Source organism: Aquincola sp. J276 (genome assembly GCF_024700035.1).
In the GTDB taxonomy this organism is placed as follows: Bacteria; Pseudomonadota; Gammaproteobacteria; order Burkholderiales; family Burkholderiaceae_C; genus Aquincola; species Aquincola tertiaricarbonis.
In genome coordinates, this window is sequence record NZ_JAJONC010000002.1 from 615,557 (window position 1) to 632,876 (window position 17,320).

The following is a 17,320-nucleotide window of genomic DNA, read 5'->3' on the forward strand; positions in this document are numbered from 1 at the left end:
AAACAGGATTACAGAAAGCGATGGCTTCTGGAAAGCAACTTACAGGCCGACTGTACCGCCCCAGCCCGGTGCGCGGCCCCGGCGTTATCCCCCAAAGGTGTGTCTATAATCGCCGGCTGTAGTGGGGGCGTAGCTCAGCTGGGAGAGCGTCGCGTTCGCAATGCGAAGGTCAGGAGTTCGATCCTCCTCGTCTCCACCAACTCGATGTCCCACGGCGTCCCAAGGGCGCCCAGCGGAAGCAAAAGGCCCTAAGAATCAACGTCTTAGGGCCTTTTTCTCGTCCGTTGACGTACCAGGACGTCCCACCCCGTCTGAGTTCGCATTGCAGTAACTGACGCAGTAACCTGAGACTGTGGACAGTTTCCTAGTGGAGTTACTGCATGCCCCAGCACCTCATCACCTCGGCCGCGACGCTCAAGTCGCGAGCACGGACTGGCAGCACTGAGCGGCGGATTAGTGACGGCGCAGGCCTCTACCTTCTGTTGAGCGTCAACGGCGCGTCGCACGGCTGGCGTGTCGACTACATTGTCAACGGTCGCCGCAAGACTCTCAGTCTCGGCACCTATCCGACCGTATCCCTAGCAGACGCCCGGCGGAGCGCCGAGCAGGCGCGCAAACTGGCGCGCCTGGGCATCGACCCGAGCGATGCCCGCAAGGAGCGCCGGGAGGTGCACCGCCGGCAACGTCACATCGAAGCACTGGTGGCCTCCGGACAACCTGTTCCCGGGTCATTCGAAGCCGTCGCCAGGGAGTGGTACGGCAAGCACCAGGGCACGTGGGCGCCGTCGCACGGCAACAAGGTGATTCGCCGACTGGAACGGGACGTCTTTCCCTGGATCGGCAGCTGCCCCATCGCCGGCATCCGACCGGCCGACCTGCTCCAGATACTCAAGCGGGTCGAGGAACGGGGCGCCATCGAGACGACTCACCGGGTACAGCAGAACTGTGGGCAGGTTTTCCGTTACGCCGTCGCATCAGGGTTGCTCGAAAGCGATCCCACGCGCGACCTGCGAGGCGCCCTGCCGCCGTGGAAACCGGAGCACTACCCCACCATCACCGACCCGCGTCGTGTGGGCGCGCTCCTGCGCGACGTGGACGCGTATCAAGGTGGTGTCATCACCCGCTGTGCGATGAAGCTCGCGCCGCTGCTGTTCGTCAGGCCCGGCGAGCTCCGTCGTGCGGAGTGGAGTGAGTTCGACCTGGACAAGCAAGAATGGCGGATCCCTGCGGCCAAGATGAAGGCACGCAGTCTGCACATCGTGCCGCTGCCGCGCCAGGCGATCGAGCTGTTGAAGGAGTTGCAGCCACTCACCGGTCAGTCGCGCTGGGTGTTTCCGGGGGTACGGACCAACGGTGAGCCCATGAGCGAGAACACCATCAACGCAGCCCTGCGCCGCCTCGGTTATACGCGCAGCACATTGACCGCGCACGGTTTCCGCAGCATGGCGTCAACCATGCTGCATGAGCTCGGTTGGCCATCCGACGTGATCGAGCGACAGCTATCACATGCCGAGCGCAACAGCGTCAAAGCGGCCTACAACCATGCCGAACACCTGCCCGAACGGCGGCGCATGATGACGGTGTGGGCAGATTACCTGGACAGCCTGCGCGCATCTAGCCGCAGTTTTGAAGGCAGGACCGGCCGTTCCAATGAGCCGTGACCTGCTCTCAACTGCACGTCAGGGCGGCACACACCAAAACGCGCTGCCTGCCGAAGCTGATAAGCGGGCGGATGAGCCGCTCGCCCAGCGAGTCGGGCAGCTTGAAGTCATTGACGTCCAATGAAAGCTGTCGGCAACTTGACGCCGCCTCTCTGCGACCGGAGCGCGTCGCGCGGAACGGCGTTGCGTAGGACGCGGGCTGATATTTCCTCGGCGGCACGCTGCCGCGATCCTCATAGTGGCGGCGGTAGCCGCGTTGGCTTAATTCGTCAACGCGTAAATGCCCACGGCCTTCCCTGCAAAGGTCAGTAGCTTCACTCCGCCGGTCCGCAACGGCGCGACAGTGTGCTGGCTGTGGCGTCTACATGCAGTTACAGCGCGCCCCGATGTGGGCGTCCCCGCGCTCCTTGACCACCCTGGTCCAGCGCTCGGGCCGCCTCCAGCTTGCGGCGGCTCGCGTGGGCGTGGGGAGGGTCGGACCGATGTCCTTCTTCAATGGGGGTGCAATGCGCCCCGGCGGCCATTGGCCTGACAGTCGTCGAAGCAGAACGGGAAAGACCCTTACGCCGGCCAAAAGGACGTCCTGCAGGGGTCGCTTACGCAAAGGGCTTGCGACATTGAAGCGCTGCTGCCGCATCGCTGAGTGCATTGGTCATGTGAACGAAGCATCCCCTCTGGCATAGATGTGTTGGCTGGCTGCCTACCGGTTACGCCCCCAAGTCTCCCTCAAGGGTTAGTCTAGCGACACTTTCTTGAGCGAAATCATCGCGTCGGGATGGGATGAGATGCCTAAAGTAGTCAGTAGGCTGAATAGGAGGCCCAAATGAACTCATACTCTCAACGCCCGGTTCCCGCGGCGGACGCACAGCAGGTCGTGTTCGTCCGAATAGCTGGCGTGATGCGTTTGACTGGCCTTGGACGTTCGACGATCTACCGCCTGATGGCCGAGGACGACTTCCCAACCCCTGTGCGCCTCGCCAAGCGCGCAGTAGCCTGGCGTCGCGTCGACCTCGAACAATGGAGCTCCGAAAGGTGCTTGGCATCGCAGTAGCGATAGCTTTACCACAGCTCTATGGGCTCCTCCTAAGTCGTCATCGATAGCTTGAGTAGGAACCCGATCACAAGCATCGCCGCAGCGACCTTGCACCAACGCCAGGTCGCAAATCGGTAGCGGTGGTTCATGAACACGGCGCGGCGAAGACGGACAAGGCCCAGCGACATCGCGAAAGCAGCAACGATCGGCCCAACCAGTCCGACAGGCTGCGTCGCGTGCCGAATCACGAGCACCCAAAACAACGGCCATGCAATCGCATCAACGGCGGCAAGCAGGCGCCTGCCGCTCCAGACTGGCACGTCAGGCTTACCTTGCCGGGTTAGCAACAGCCACATAAGTTCTCCGATGTGAGCAGTGGTTCAACAGACTATGGCGTGTGTAGAGCGAGAGCGATTTTGTTGCTGCGGCAGAGTGAATGAGTATAAGGCTGATTGCAGACAGTCCGCCGGTCCTTCTTGTCATAAACTGCGCGGCCGTCAATGTCAAGTCCGCTAATCAATCGCCTGAAAGATGTGCTTCTCACGTCTGAAGGTACGGCGCTACTGGTAGTTTGTTGCCCTAACAGCTGAGGCGACTGCAACTGCCGAAACGTGACGACGGTGTTTTACCACCAACACCGGACTCTCTGCTTCGTATGATTCGGAACTGAAACGCCTTAAGTCGCCCGCCATCGCCGGATGCCACTACAGATTCTCAACGTGCGATCGAACCAAGACGAGATGTTCTTCACTTTACGCCGTTTCATCGCCGACCGGAATCACCACCTCAAGCGTTGTGCCCTGCCCGAACCCGGTGCTGATCGTTAGTGACCCTCCAAGCGCAGCCAGCCGCTCCCTCATCCCCACCAATCCAAGGCCAGTGCCAGCCGGTGCCTTCTCGATACCTTCGCCGTCATCCACTATGCACAATCGTATGCCGCCACCAACATCAAGTGGACTGATGGTGACGCGGCATTGCGTGGCATGGGCATGCTTGGATACGTTCGACAGAGCCTCCTGGAGAATCCGATAGGCTGCAATGGCTGTTGCCTCATTGAGCGAAGGTATAGGGCCGGTAAGCTTGAAGCTGTAGCGGCACTCGCCCTTCGGCGCGTCAAAATGGCGGACCATCTCTTCGGCGGCGCCTGCGAGCCCAAGCGCATCTAGGATCTCGGGGCGGAGGTTACGAACGATGTCGCGCGCCCGGCCGTAGGTTTGGTCTACAAGCGTCACAATTCGGTCGGCCGTCCTTACTAATTCATCTGCATTGCGCGCGGCTACTGCAGACGCCAAACCGGCCGCATGCATGCGGATGGTGACAAGGGCAGCGTTCAGGTCATCGTGAATCTCCAACGAGATCCGCCGCCTTTCATCCTCCACCATTGCATTGCTTGACGCAATCAACCGCCGCTTTTCGTCGTCGGCGGCCTTAAGCCGTTCGACGGCATCGCGTAGTTCGACCGTACGCGCATGCACTTGACCCTCCAGCCGCTCTTGCGTGAGCTGCAACGCCTGTGCCATCGCCTGGACTGCTCGTTGCACTTCGCCGAGTTCCCCAGGCGCTTCCCCGCCTGTAGTCAGTTCGAACCTGCCAGCCATGATGGAACGGATTGAGGCGAGAATGCTCACCAGCGGATCGCGCAGGCGCCGCGCTAGCGCCAACCCCAGACCGACGCTGACCAGTCCGGACCCTAGAATCAAGCTTCCACCAATCATGAGCCGCTGAGCTCGTTTAGCGGCGAGCGGCGTTGGCGATACCGACACTTGGACGTAGCCGAGCGGCCCGGCATGTGCCTGCCCACTGGTCCGGCCTGCCGTGTCAAACGTGTCGACGTTCAGCGGCTCCGCTGTGATGCTCACCTCAACATAAAGCACATCTGCTGGCTGTGAGCGAGTCTGGCGTAGCACGCTGGGCCGGCGTTGGCCGTCCAGGACTGCGATCCGCACGACACTAGGGTCTGCGGCGAAGATCCCGCTGACTGTCTGCTCGATGCCGAACGTGTTGCCCGACACTACCCCATAGCGGCTGCCCTCAGCCAGCGACCGGGCAATGAGGACGCCGCGATCTTGTGCATCTGCGCTGGCATCGGCCAGCGATTGCCAGTACAAGGCCCCGTTCACGATGACAAGCATGAGCATTGTCGGTGCAAGTGCTAGGGTAATGAGCCGCCCTGCGATGCTCCACCGCACCGTGTTCCACAAGCGCCTCATGGCCGGTCTCCCATCTGATACACCGACGCATCAAGAACAATGTTCAACGAGCGGGCGACGCTTTCGTTCACGGACACACGCCAGTAGCGCGGGTACTGCGCCGACGGCAGACGCCGGTGGGCAAGCTCTTGCGCCATACCGGCAATCTGCGTAGCGAGGTCGTCCGGGTCCGAGAAAGCTGAAGCCAAGGTTCCGGCCGCCACCAGAGCAGAGGAGAACCCGAACACTGGTTGTCGACGGCGGTATGTTGCTTCCAGCAGTTCACGCAGTTGATGCGACGGATACACGCCTGCATCTGGGAAAGCGAGCACGGCGGCTGCATTCGCAATGCGAAGCAGATTACGTGACAAGCCCAGCGCTGGCTCATAGACCTCTGCATGCAATGTCAGATCGTTGACGGCTGCAGCATCACTCAGGAGGTCGATCAGATGGCTCGACGTCTGCGACACTAGTGAACCCACGGTGACGCGACGTCGAAAGACGGCGCGAATCAGGCGCATCTGGTTCGCTGGCGACGGGTCCGCATAGATGCCGGTGATGGCGTCAGTCCGGCCAGCGACGATGCGCTCATAAGCCTGGCGAGAAACCAGCAGCGCCAGCGCAGGCGCGTTAAGCTGTTCCCCGCTACGGCGGACAATGCGTCAGCGCCGATGGCGACGTAGAACTTTGGTGCAGGAGTCGCCCGCAGCTGACGAATGTCGGTGACTGCAGTAACCCGATCAAAACGCAAATCCAGCGCTCTCGCAATCCCGGCCGCTGTTGGCGAGGCGGAATCGAGCAAGATGCGGAGCTCTGCAGTCGGTTGGGCAGCAACACCCAGCGGCGCAATGGCTGCAACAGCGCCAGCGACATGCAGCAGCCGGCGGCGATCCAAACTCACCCCGACACCGCGGCACCTCAGCTCAAGGGAGGTCAACGGCGAGCTTCACAAATCCCCGAAGGCGACCGTTGTACCGGCTTTCCAACGCCGTTTCGGAACCGATCGAGTAGGTAACACCCGTACGTTCCGAACGCTGGAGGTGGCCAGTGATGCGCCACTGAGCCGCGCCGTGCTTCCAGGCCTTTGAGACGGTGACATCAGTGCGACCGTACCGAGACTGCTGATAGCCGGTACCTGAAGCGCCCGTGTAGGCACCCGACAGCTGCCACCCTCCTTCGAACTCTCGGCTCAGACCAAAGCTGCCGCTGTGCCGCGACCACAGTGTGCGCTCGAGGATGTTGGTGAAACGCCGGTTGTCAAGGTAACCGTAGGTCGCGTGCCCCATCCACTGAGCCGACAATCGGCCGCTGACCTGCAACTCACTGCCGCGCAGGTGAACGGCTCCAGCGTTGGTCGGCGGTACACCTGCTAGGTTGGTGCGCTCGGAGATGAGGTCGGTAAGCCGATCATCGAACAGGCGAGCGTCGACAATCAACCCCCAAGTCGGCAAATTGACGAGGTAGCCGATCTCGCGCGAAACAATCCGCTCACTCCGTAGGCCGCCCTCACCCACGCGACTCTGATAAAACCTCGAGGTAGACGCGCCGTTCAACAGCGGTTCGACATCGCGGAACCGAATCGTCCAGTTGGTCAGTTGCTCCTGAATATCCGGCGCCCGAGTGCCTTTCGACCAAGCGATGCGGACGGTGTGCGCCGGCGCTATGTGCCAATTGGCCGCAATCCGGGGTGAGAAGCTGGAGGGCGCGAGACTGTTGTGCTCAACGTAGCCACCGGCGTTGAGAGTCACCCAGGATTGCGGCCTCGCTTCGACGTTGGCGAACAGCCAACGCACCGTGCTCGTCTGCCGCCCACCGAGATAGGTCTCGCTGTCGCCGCCCTGGCGACGCCAACCAATGCCGGTGACCAAGCGCAGGTCGGGCGACAACACCAGCGTGTCCTGCAGTTCCAGGTCCGTGCGGAACTGCAGCGCATCCTGGTCCGTTGTGCCGCACCGCGGTTGCACTGCAGCCTCCGGACCGAGCGTGCGCAACGTATCGATGGCCAGCGCGGCAAGTTGATCGTCGCGGGGCGCCCCCCGAGCCAATCGGCACGCGGCCCGAAAGGATAGCGTCCGCGTACTGTGGGTTGGCCTGCCAGAGGTTGAACAGCTCAGGAAGGAGCACCATGGTGGGTAGACAGGTGCGCCATGTCTGGCGGTTACGCTGGTGCGCTGAGTCGATTGATAGCCGCAGCTGATGTTCCGGCGAGAAGTCCCGTTGCCAGAAGCCGCTGACGTAGGTGTCTGAGAAGCGCCGATCGGGGTAGTTCTGCTGGAACTGGTCGATGAACGGAATTCCGGCGACGCCCCGCGCCACCATGGCTCGCGCGCCCGCCAAGTCACCGCCCGGCAGCTGAGCGTCGAGTCGGAGGCCCAAACGCGTTATCGCTAGGCTGTCGTGCCCTCTGGGATCTTGCGTCACCCAGTCAAAACCCTCGTCCAACGACCGGCTTGCAGTCAGGCTCAATGCAGCAGCCTTAGATCGGAACCCAAGGCGCATGCTTACCTCGTCGCCGACGCGGCGGCCGCCAGTCACAGAGGCGCGTCTAGAGCCGACGTCGGCCGCGTTATGCGTGATGATATTAATCACTGCCAACATCGAATTGGGACCATAGCTGGCGGAACTGGGACCGCGCGTCACCTCGATGCGCTCTATATCGTCGATGGCTACCGGTAGCTGGGACCAGACCACCTCTGAGAACGCAGGCCGATACACAGAGATGCCATCGATCAGCACGTTCATGCGCCGCGGTGACAGGGTGTTTGTACCGTGATAGCTGATTTGGTAGTCGGGCCCCGTGGCCTGCAAGACCGCCATCCCGGGCACGAGGCGCAGCGCATCGGGAATGGATCGCACGCCGAACAGGCGCAGCATCTCAGCAGTAATGACCGTGACGCTTGCTGGCACATCAGACAGCGACTGAAGTAGCCGAGTCGGCGTGATGACCATTGGGAGCTCTGCGTCTGCCGGAACGCCGGGCTCGGATCGAGCCGGAACTGCGCTAAAGACGGCGGCGGCAATGGCCGCTAGGCGGCGAGTGACGCTCTTGCACGTGATAGCCATGGTCACCTCGCTGCATAGGGATAGGTGAAACCGAAGAAGTGGACCGCATTAAGGGTGAAATGCGCAACGACTGGTGCCTCGATGTACCCGGTGACCAGGTAGGCCATCCCATAGCCTGCGCCAGCAGCCGCCGCCGCCAAGATCAGCAGCGGTCCTCCACCGGCATGCGCGAGGCCAAACAGCAAGCTTGCCACGGCCAGGGCCAGCCACACACCCGATTTGTGGCGCTGCAGCCTTCGCGTTAGGCGGTCTTGCAGCAGACCGCGGAACAGCGCCTCTTCGAGCACGCACGTCAGAAACAAGTTGACCGCCATCCACTGCAGCGCGATTCCGGGCAGCTTGGGATCTAGGCGAACCGCGCCCGACCATGCAACCGCGCCTACGACAATGATGGTGGTCGCCAGCCCAACGCCGAGTCCGACGGCAATCGCGCGCCCGATACCGCGCAGAGTGGTAGCTTGTGGCATAAAGGTGCCCAACAGTATTGCGCCGGCCATGCCCTTGTCGAGATGGGCCCGCAGCGCCATTGGCGCGGATGCCTGGCTCACTGGACCATCAGCAATCGACAGCGGGGTAAAGCCGGGCAGACGGTGTGTCGCCATCGCGACCGCAAGCAAAGCGGCGCCCCATGCGCAAGCCGTGCGCAGCTGAGGCGACATTGCAAGCTGATAGCAGGTGGCCGTGGCCCATAGGACGATGACGGGCACAGTGCCCACCCATGTCATTTGTCCTTCGGCCAAGGCAGCGACGAGCGAGCTTGCAAGTAGCGCCGCCCAACCCCATCGCGCGACCTTCTCACTTGCGATCGATGCCGGGACTCTCGTTAAGAGAACGGCAACTCCGAGCAGAAGGTAGGAGTTCGGCATGGAAGCCCCGCCACGTGCCGTCTTGTCAGGGGTCGATCATGCCGTGCCGAACGGCGAGGCGCGTGAGATCCGCGCCGCGTTGGACGCCGAGTTTCTCGCGAACGGTCTGCCCGACCATACCAATGGTCTTTGACGACAAGGCCATGCGCTCGGCGATTTCGTTGTTGTTCAAGCCGCTGGCCAAGTGCAAAAAGACTTCGAGTTCTCGAGGGTCGAGCCGTGCGCGGGGGGAATCATCGCCATGCAGACCCAACACCGCCAGTCGTTGCGCGATGGCCGGCGGAATAAACGTCTTGCCGTGCGCCGCCTCAGTGATGGCTTCATACAGCACCTCTGGCCGCTGATCTTTGGTGACGAACGCTGCGCCACCCAAACGATACGCGTCTCGAATGACCTCGTCTTGGTCAAACTGGCTGTAGAAGACGATGCGCGCACCAGGCTGCTGCGCCAACACTTCTCGAGCCACGTCCAAGCCCGTCGGGCCCGGGCCAAAGCGAACGTCGAGCACGGCAACATCTGGTTGATGCTGCTTCATTCGTGGCAGCACTTCCGAGGCCGCCGTGACCTCAGCCAGCACCTTCATCCCCTGCTTTGTAAGTGCATGCCGGACTCCTTCCAGTATGAGCGGGTGATCGTCTGCAAGCAAGACTTTGATGGTCGGCAAGTGTCACCTCGCGAGAGAGGATAGTTCCATCCGTATTCGCGAGCATGGTACTTCCATTGGAACGTGACGACGTGGTGTTCGCACGTCGCCCGTTTGTTGCAGTCGCCCCAGGGCAAGCGACATTCCCAGACGAGTCCATGGGATCTCTTACAGGGGTAGCAAAGATCTCAGTTCATCGGACACAATACTTCCACTGAACGGAAGCAACATGTCTGCTTGTCGTCTGCCACCTGGAGTGGTCGCCAGCAAAGCGGCCGGAAGGCGTACGCGGGGACATGCCACGACCGTCGGTCGAAGGGAACTCCGGTTTTTGATCTACCGCGTAGGAAACAGTTTGGCAGTCGAGTGCCGCCAGCGCGCTGAAGATGGCGTCGCTAGCTTGGCAGTTTTGCACTTCGATCACCGCGAGGCGTTCGACATGTGGTGGCGTGAAGACTCCCTACGGTTCGACAACCCCATCCTGCACCAGGCGTTACAGCGTGACGTGACCGAACTTTGGGAGTTGGATGATGGGCCATCCTGACAAGGCCAATGCGACATTCAACGAGAGCCCGGAACACGTAGTGCACGTCGACGCGGCGACGCGCTCGACCTTGGAGATCTTAAAGTCCGACGATGTGGCAGCCCTGCACCATCGCTTCCGCGATGGGATAGCTATTTTGGGTGCTGAACGGGCGTGGTTCACCAGCGTCTTCTGCTGCAACGACGGCTTTGAGACCCTGTGCATGCAGTCGGCTTGTGACGCTAACTGGCCTCGCCGCTACATTGACGAGCAGCTCTACCGATCGGATCCCTGGGTATCGTATGCCAGGTGGCATATGGAACCTTTGCTTGCCTCGCGTCTAACGGGTCTTACTGAGAACCAGCTTAGGACACGTCAGCTCGCTGCCGCGGCTGGCTTTGTCTCGTGTGCGTTGATGCCGGCGCACATTGACCTCGGTGCTGCGCACTTCGGCTTACTGGTGCTGGGCCACAGCCAGCCTGGATTCTTTGAGGACAGCGACTTCGCACTCTTACGAATCCGCGGTCGCTCGCTGGCTATAGAACTGCATGGATGGTGGGTAGCGCACCGCCGGCGCGAGAAGCTGGCCGCCGTCCGGCTGACCGATGACGACCTCGTGCTCTTGGAGCTTCATGTCAACGGTCGCAATAGTGACGAGATTGCCGATGCACTTAAGGTGACACGGCAGTCGATCAACTCGCGGTTCCAAAGGCTCAACCGGCGGCTGCACGTTCCAAACCGTCGTGCCGCAGCACAGCTCGCGATGGAATGTGGGCTTATTCAAGGCGAGCACAACGCCACCAACGTAGGGGCACCGTTCAACACGAGCGTCCTACCGATGATTCGCTGAAAAAGTCATCGCTCCGCATCTCGAGGCAGAGACCTATATTGATCGACATGGGACGCGTCGGCGCCCCTCAAACGATCGACGGTCCAACTCAGTGCGAGCCATCATGACCTTCTTGTCTCGTCCCCAAAGGCATGCAGCCGACCATCTGTGGGTGACGATCGCCCAGCAGAGTCGCGCAATACTTCTGTTTGCGCCTCTTGCCATGGTGGCCGCCCGTGCTGATGCACTCGACGGCTGCCTCGTCCTCCTCTGCCTGGCCGCTCCGAGCTGGCGCGCCATCCCGCAATGTGTTCCGCCCGTCCGCGAGCTGTTCCGCGATCTAGCGCTCGGCCGGCCATTCCCCACGTGCGCCATGGCCGGCGCTGGCAACAGCGCTTCCCACCAGTGGGCGAGCGCACCAGACTTCTGCCCGCCGCAGTACGTCTCGTCGTTCGACACCGAGAACAGCACGCAGTACGACTGTGCCTTCGAAGGCGCGGTGTCGGTGTCGATCCGCGGCGAGCCGTTTGTGCGCACCTGGTGGCGCCGGGACGGTGAGGCTGTCAGTGAGTTCAGTCCCGCGGCCAAGGCGCAACTGGGATCCTGGAATCGCCGCTTCGAGGACGACTACGCGGTTTGGGCGGCCATGCAGCCACCTGTTGTCCCCGACCCAACGGCACCGTGAGACACCCATGACCCCCACTTGGCTCGTTTCACTGCTGCTGACGTGTGCACCCCAGGTGCACACCAGCACGGCACTGGCATTGCTGCGCACCGAGAGCAGCTTCGATCCCTGGGCCATCGGCGTTGTTGGCGGCGCCCTGCAGCGCCAGCCCCGTGACGCCGTAGAAGCGCTGGCGACCGCGCGTGCCCTGCACGCCGCCGGCTGGAACTTCAGCGTCGGGCTCGGGCAGATCAACGTGCGCAACTTGACCCGCCTCGGCCTGTCACTCGACACCGCCTTCGAGCCCTGCCGCAATTTGGCGGCCATGCAAACAGTGCTGCTGGATTGTTTCGGTCGGGCGACTGACCGCGATGCGGGATCACCGTCCCCTGCTTCCGCGCAGCAGGCCCTGCAGCGCTCGCTGTCCTGCTACTACAGCGGCAACTTCTCTACCGGTTTCCAGCACGGATACGTGCACCGCGTCCGCGCCGCCATCCCGGCGGTGCCGGCCGCCTTCCCTGTCCCGCCTGTCTTGCCGAAGGAGCCATCATGAGCCGATCTGTTCGCTGCGCCCGCATCGCCACGTCCGTTGTCCTGCCGCTGGTGGCCGCTGCCGTGCGCGCCCAGGGCTTTGACAAGGTGAACACCACTGTCGTCAACATCAACACCATCCTAGTGACGATCTCGGTAGCGGTGGTCACCATCGCCATCATCTGGGCGGGCTTCAAGATGATCTTCCAGGGCGCTCGCCTGTCAGACGTCGCCAACGTGCTGATCGGCGGCACGCTGGTCGGCGGCGCCGGCGCCTTCGCGGCGTACATCGTCAACTGAGGCCCTCGCCGTGCATGCCGAGGTCATCTACAAGGGCGCCACGCGTCCGGCCATGAAGCTGGGCATCCCGCTGGTGCCGCTCGTGCTGGTGCTGGGCACCGGGTCCCTGCTGATGCTGTGGGGCGGACTGCTCATCAGCGGCTGGATCGCGCTCGGCGTGGCGCTGGCCTGGGTGCCGGCGTTGGTGGCCATGCGCCTGATCACTGCCCAGGACGACCAGCGTTTCTGGCAGGCCTACCTGGCGCTAAAGCTGCACTGGCCCCAGCGCAACCGGCGCTTCTGGCAGTCGCGCAGCTATGCGCCCACCCTGTATCGGGGAGCCCGTGATGCTTACCGCCGCTGAGGGCCCGCAGCGGCCCGCCCCACGGCGCGTTCAGCGCCGACCCGCCTCGCATCTCCTGCACCCGCGCTGCTGGCAGCAGGCGCAGGCGGAGAACCCGCTGTCTCGTTTCATCCCGTTTTCGTCGGTGCTGACGCCCAACGACGTGCTCACCCGCGGTGGCGACTACCTGCGGGTCTGGCGGCTGGATGGCATCCCGTTCGAGTGCGCCGATGAGCCGGTAATCGCCGAGCGCCACCAGGCGCTGTGCAGCCTGCTGCGTAATCTGGCGGGGGGCCACTGGGCCGTTTGGACGCACCGGCTGCACCGCGTGGTGTCCGACCGCCTCGCCGACCCGGCCGAGCCCGGCTTTGCGCAGGACCTCTCCCGCGCCTACCAGGACCGCCTCGAAGTCCGGCGCATGATGAGCAACGAGCTGTACCTGACGCTGGTCTATCGGCCTACCGTGTCCCGGGTCGGTCGCGCCTTGCAGTCGTCCCAGCGCACCCGCGACGCCATCGCCCGCCAGCAGGCCGACGCCCTGGTGGAGATGACCGAGCGCTCGGCGCTGGTCGACCGCGTGCTGCGCAGCTTCGGGCCGCAACTGCTTGGTGCACGCGAGCAGCAGGGCCGGCTGTTCTCCGAAGTGGCCGAATTCCTCGGCTACCTAGTCAACGGCTGCTGGCGCCCGGTGCCGCTGGCCGCCGGGCCGCTGTACCGCACGCTGCCCACCACCCGGTTGTCTTTCGGGGGCGACAAGCTGGAGCTGCGCCACGGCGACACCCGCCGCTACGCCGCGCTGGTGGACATCAAGGAATACGCCGACGCCGTAGAGCCGGGCGTGCTGAACGCCCTGCTCTACGAGGCCAGCGAGTTCATTGAGACGCAGAGCTTCTCGATCCTCCCTCGCCGGGAGGCCCTGCGGGCGCTGACGTTGCAGCGGGACCAGCTGATCGCCAGCGACGACGTGGTGGCCAGCCAGGTGGCCGACATGGATGCGGCACTCAACGACCTGGGCGACGGTCAGTTTTGCATGGGGGAGTACCACTACAGCCTGGTGGTGTTCGGCGACGATGTCGCGGACGCCGGCCGGCGCGCGGCGCAGGCCATCGGGGCGGTGGGCGAGTCGTCCAGCCTGCAGATGGCACCGGTGGACCTGGTGGCGGACGCCGCCTGGTTTGCGCAATGGCCGGGCAACTGGCAGTGGCGGCCCCGGGAGGCCAAGCTGTCCTCACGTGCGTTTGCGGCGCTGGCCAGCGGGCACAACTTCGCCCGTGGCAAGCGCGACGCCAACCCCTGGGGTGAAGCGCTCGCCCTGCTGCGCACGCCGTCCGGCCAGCCGTTTTACCTGAACCTGCACAGCAGCCCGGCCGGCCAGGACAGCAGCGATCAGGCGCTGCCTGGCAACACGCTGATGATCGGCTCGACGGGCGTGGGCAAGACGACGCTGGAGATGTTCCTGCTGGTGTTGACCCGCAAGTGGACGCCCACGCCGCGGCTGGTGTTGTTCGACCTGGACCGGAGCTGTGAGATCGCGATCCGGGCGCTCGGCGGCCGGTACTTGCGCCTGCAGGCTGGGCAGCCGACCGGGCTCAACCCGCTGCAGCAAGAACCGACGCCGGCGCGGCTGCAGGCCTGGGCGCAGCTGGTGCGCACCTGCCTGGAGACCCCGGCGCTGCCGTTGCTGCCGGCCGATGAGCGGGCCATTGCCGAGGCCGTCAAGGCCGTGGCCAGCATGCCGGCGGCACTGCGGCGCCTGTCCACCGTGCGGCAGAACCTGCCCAAGGCGGGCGCCAACAGCCTGTACGACCGCCTGGGCCGTTGGTGCGCCGGCGGCGCACTCGGCTGGGTGTTCGACGAAGCGGACGACCAGCTGCAATCGCTGCACGACGCACCGATCCTGGGCTTTGACACCACCGACTTCCTCGAGCTGCCGGAGGTGCGCACGCCGGTGATGATGGTGCTGCTGCAGGCGATGCAGGAGCGCATCACCGGCGAGCGGCTGATCTACGTCATCTCGGAGTTCTGGAAGGCGCTGGACCACGAGGTCTTCAGCGACTTCGCCAAGCAACAGCAGAAGACCATCCGCAAGCACAACGGGCTGGGGATCTTTGACACGCAGAGCCCCTCGGACGTGCTCCGGCACCCGATCGGGCGGACCATGGTCGAGCAGAGCGTGACCAAGATCTTCCTGGCCAACACCGATGCGGTGCGCGAGGAGTACATGGGCGGCTTCGGGCTCAGCGAAGCGGAGTTCGAGATCGTTCGTAGCCTGGGCCAGCACGGCGGCCGGCGCTTCTTGTTCAAGCAAGGGACGACGAGCGCCGTCTGTGAACTCGACCTCATCGAGCTGGACGACGTCATTACCGTGCTGTCGGCCACCACCGAGCACCTCGCGCTGCTCGACCAGCTGCGAGAACGCCATGGTGACGATCCGTTTCAGTGGCTTCCCGCGCTTCAGCGAGAGGTTCACGATCGTCGGATGCGCATCGTTCGGAGGGTCGCATGAACACCACCGCACTTGTCACCGCCGTGGCCAGCCTGCTGCTGGCCACCACCGCCGCCACCGCTCAGTTCGTCAAGGGCAACGAGGCGGTCAAGATCTTGCCGGACGGCAGCCGGCGGGTGGAGACGCCTCCAACCAAGCCTGCGCTTCTTGCCAAACCGTGCCCGGCAGTCAACCCGGGCTGTAGCGGCGGGGGCTGGAACATGGTCGAAACGGAAGATGGCCTTGCCGAATGCACGGAAATTTACGCCAGAACCACGACCTGTCGCCCATCCACCTACGGCAAGCAGCGTCTCATGCGACTTTGGGTCGTCAAAGTCGGCGATCGCTGGATGCACTGTTCATCGCCTGACGACTTGCAGAGCTGCGTCAGCATCACGACGCTTCCATCTCCAAAACTGCAGTGATTGGAGTTGCAATGTTTGCTTGGGTAGGCAACCAACTTGACGTGCTTCTGAACGGCTATGTGGTGAGTGCTGTCAATTCGTTGATGATGGGATTGTTACCGATCGCGTTGAGCGCCCTGACCATGTGGATTCTGTTGTACGGTTGGGCAGTACTCCGTCATGAGGCGAGCGAGTCCGTCCAAGACTTCACATGGAAGACGTTCAGGATAGGACTCGTTCTCGCCGTAGCTTTGCAATCGAGTGTGTACACCGCATACGCAGTTGATCTCGCCAGCGACCTTTCGACGGCAGTCGCCGGAATCTTTATCGCCGGCACCACCAGTCCGGCCACGACTACATCGCCTTATCAGCTGCTGGATGCTTTCAACGATCAGTCTAATTTGCTGGTCCTCGACCTACTTAAAGACGCGGGAATTCTCCGTCTGGACCTTCTGCTAGCTGCCGTACTCTGCGGGATTGGAAATGGTGTGTTTCTGTGCATCGCGCTGGCTGTAGTCACTCTTGCAAAGGTGCTCCTTTGCTTTGTGCTCGCAGTGGGACCACTGTTTGTTCTTTCATTAGCGTTCAAGCCGACAGTTCGGTTCTTCGACAGTTGGCTGTCCATGGTGCTAAATGCGGTCGTGCTGGCTTGGTTTGCCTTCTTCGCCTTGGGATTAAGCATTTACCTTGGGCAACGAATTCTCCAAGTAGTGCAGGCCCAAGGTGGATTCTTGAGCCCAACTTTTAACGTCGTCGCCGAGAGCCTCAAGTATTGCGTCGTCATGGTGCTGATGGCCATCATCTGCTTCCAAGCGCCGGGCTTGGCCGCCGCCCTGACCGGCGGTGCCCCCGTCCAGCAAGGCCTACAGATGGTGCAAAACGCCATGATGATCGCCGGCCTGCGCTCGATTTCGCACGCCCGCAGCACCCCAGCCGCAGCCGGTCAAGGCGGCACCGTGCGCGCCGGCGCCGGCCTGCTTGGGCATGCCAGCGCAGCAGCGGCCTCCGCCGTCGCCCGCACCCCCGCCTACCGCCGCGCCGCCTTGCGCGGCCAGTCCTGACCTTCGCTGCCACCAAGGAGCTTGCCATGTCCTGCCTGCGTCGATCTCTCGCCCGCCTGGCGCTTGCCATGGCGGCGGTTGCCCTTGTCAGCCGCCCTGCAGTCGCCCAGGGCATCCCCGTCATTGACACAGCCAATCTGGCCCAGACCATTCAGCAGGTCGCCAACGACATCACTAGCATCCAGAACCAGGTGCAGCAGATTACTCAGCTGCAGGCGCAGATCAACAGCCTCAACGGCATGCGCGGCCTGGGCAACATCTTCAACAACCCGCTGCTGAAGAACTACGTGCCACCGGAGGCTTACAACGTCGTCAACGCGGTCAACGTCTCCGGCTACTCCGGCTTGAGCGCCACCGCCAAGGCACTGCGGGACGTCGGCATGGTGTACAACTGTGCCGACCGCACGGGCGACGCCCGCCTGGCCTGCCAGTCCACTCTGGCGCAGCCCTACCAGCACAAGGGCTTGCTGCAGGACGCCATGCGCTCCGCCGCCGGCCGTCTCAACCAGATCCAAGCGCTGATGGGCCAGATCGACGCCACCGCCGACCAAAAATCGGTGCAGGAGATCCAGGCCCGCATCGGCGCCGAAAACGCCCTGCTCGCCCACGAGCTGTCGCAACTGCAGATGCTGCAAGGCCTGGCGGACAGCGAGGAGCGCATCGCCCGTTCACGTGAACGCGAACGCCAGTACGAGATGCTGAGCCGCACCGGCCGCATCGCCGACTACCTGTTCTGAACCGAGGCC

17 protein-coding genes, 1 tRNA gene and 1 pseudogene are annotated in these 17,320 nt (G+C 63.1%); 12 read left to right on the plus strand and 7 right to left on the minus strand.

Annotated elements, in window-relative coordinates; translation table 11 throughout:
• The first annotated feature begins 123 nt into the window (after positions 1–123).
• The 3 genes from LRS14_RS20720 (at position 124) to LRS14_RS20735 (ending at position 2,712) form a co-directional block, all read left to right on the plus strand.
• Positions 124–199 (plus strand) — tRNA-Ala (locus LRS14_RS20720).
• Positions 200–380: 181 nt separating this feature from the next.
• Entirely contained in the window at positions 381–1,661 is a 1,281-nt protein-coding gene (locus LRS14_RS20725; RefSeq protein ID WP_257800894.1) for a phage integrase central domain-containing protein, read from the plus strand.
• A gap of 823 nt (positions 1,662–2,484) precedes the next feature.
• Positions 2,485–2,712: an AlpA family transcriptional regulator gene (locus tag LRS14_RS20735; protein WP_257800895.1), complete on the plus strand. Its 228-nt coding sequence runs from the start codon at positions 2,485–2,487 to the stop codon at positions 2,710–2,712.
• 32 nt (positions 2,713–2,744) lie between these two features.
• Here LRS14_RS20735 and LRS14_RS20740 read toward each other — a convergent pair whose 3' ends face one another.
• The 7 genes and pseudogenes from LRS14_RS20740 to LRS14_RS20765 all read right to left on the minus strand — a co-directional run bounded on the left by LRS14_RS20740 (position 2,745) and on the right by LRS14_RS20765 (position 9,476).
• The gene (locus tag LRS14_RS20740; RefSeq protein ID WP_257800896.1) at positions 2,745–3,050 is read right to left on the minus strand and encodes a hypothetical protein; all 306 of its coding nucleotides are present in this window, start codon (positions 3,048–3,050) and stop codon (positions 2,745–2,747) included.
• A gap of 396 nt (positions 3,051–3,446) precedes the next feature.
• A complete protein-coding gene (locus LRS14_RS20745; RefSeq protein WP_257800897.1) occupies positions 3,447–4,904 on the minus strand; it encodes a sensor histidine kinase in 1,458 nt (485 codons plus the stop codon).
• Entirely contained in the window at positions 4,901–5,404 is a 504-nt protein-coding gene (locus LRS14_RS20750; RefSeq protein ID WP_257800898.1) for a hypothetical protein, read from the minus strand. The genes LRS14_RS20745 and LRS14_RS20750 overlap by 4 nt, the downstream gene beginning before the upstream one ends.
• A 402-nt stretch (positions 5,405–5,806) precedes the next feature.
• A complete protein-coding gene (locus LRS14_RS20755) occupies positions 5,807–7,225 on the minus strand; it encodes a TonB-dependent receptor (RefSeq protein ID WP_310740862.1) in 1,419 nt (472 codons plus the stop codon).
• 265 nt (positions 7,226–7,490) lie between these two features.
• Positions 7,491–7,946: pseudogene (locus tag LRS14_RS30765) on the minus strand (TonB-dependent receptor plug domain-containing protein); the annotation flags it as partial.
• A 2-nt stretch (positions 7,947–7,948) separates the two neighbouring features.
• Entirely contained in the window at positions 7,949–8,605 is a 657-nt protein-coding gene (locus LRS14_RS20760) for a CPBP family intramembrane glutamic endopeptidase (RefSeq protein ID WP_257800899.1), read from the minus strand.
• A 232-nt stretch (positions 8,606–8,837) separates the two neighbouring features.
• On the minus strand, positions 8,838–9,476 hold the full coding sequence (locus LRS14_RS20765) for a response regulator transcription factor (protein ID WP_257800900.1): 639 nt from the start codon (positions 9,474–9,476) through the stop codon (positions 8,838–8,840).
• Positions 9,477–9,985: 509 nt separating this feature from the next.
• Here LRS14_RS20765 and LRS14_RS20770 point away from each other — a divergent pair.
• The 9 genes from LRS14_RS20770 to LRS14_RS20810 all read left to right on the plus strand — a co-directional run bounded on the left by LRS14_RS20770 (position 9,986) and on the right by LRS14_RS20810 (position 17,311).
• Entirely contained in the window at positions 9,986–10,828 is an 843-nt protein-coding gene (locus LRS14_RS20770) for an autoinducer binding domain-containing protein (protein ID WP_257800901.1), read from the plus strand.
• A gap of 103 nt (positions 10,829–10,931) precedes the next feature.
• Positions 10,932–11,492, plus strand: a complete 561-nt coding sequence (locus LRS14_RS20775) for a hypothetical protein (protein WP_257800902.1) — start codon at positions 10,932–10,934, stop codon at positions 11,490–11,492.
• A 7-nt stretch (positions 11,493–11,499) separates the two neighbouring features.
• Positions 11,500–12,024 (plus strand): lytic transglycosylase domain-containing protein, encoded by a 525-nt coding sequence (locus LRS14_RS20780; RefSeq protein WP_257800903.1) that lies wholly within the window; start codon positions 11,500–11,502, stop codon positions 12,022–12,024.
• Positions 12,021–12,302: a TrbC/VirB2 family protein gene (locus tag LRS14_RS20785; protein ID WP_257800904.1), complete on the plus strand. Its 282-nt coding sequence runs from the start codon at positions 12,021–12,023 to the stop codon at positions 12,300–12,302. The genes LRS14_RS20780 and LRS14_RS20785 overlap by 4 nt, the downstream gene beginning before the upstream one ends.
• Before the next feature lie 10 nt (positions 12,303–12,312).
• Positions 12,313–12,645 carry a type IV secretion system protein VirB3 gene (locus LRS14_RS20790; RefSeq protein ID WP_257800905.1) on the plus strand — a complete coding sequence of 111 codons (333 nt, stop codon included), beginning with the start codon at positions 12,313–12,315 and terminating at the stop codon, positions 12,643–12,645.
• On the plus strand, positions 12,629–15,130 hold the full coding sequence (locus LRS14_RS20795; protein WP_257800906.1) for a VirB4 family type IV secretion/conjugal transfer ATPase: 2,502 nt from the start codon (positions 12,629–12,631) through the stop codon (positions 15,128–15,130). Before LRS14_RS20790 ends, LRS14_RS20795 begins: the two co-directional genes overlap by 17 nt.
• Positions 15,127–15,534, plus strand: coding sequence for a hypothetical protein (locus LRS14_RS20800; protein ID WP_257800907.1), 408 nt, complete (start codon positions 15,127–15,129; stop codon positions 15,532–15,534). Before LRS14_RS20795 ends, LRS14_RS20800 begins: the two co-directional genes overlap by 4 nt.
• An 11-nt stretch (positions 15,535–15,545) precedes the next feature.
• Complete coding sequence (locus LRS14_RS20805; protein WP_257800908.1) at positions 15,546–16,574, plus strand: type IV secretion system protein; 1,029 nt, start codon at positions 15,546–15,548, stop codon at positions 16,572–16,574.
• Between the two features lie 26 nt (positions 16,575–16,600).
• Positions 16,601–17,311, plus strand: a complete 711-nt coding sequence (locus LRS14_RS20810) for a type IV secretion system protein (protein ID WP_257800909.1) — start codon at positions 16,601–16,603, stop codon at positions 17,309–17,311.
• The last annotated feature ends 9 nt before the right edge of the window (positions 17,312–17,320 follow it).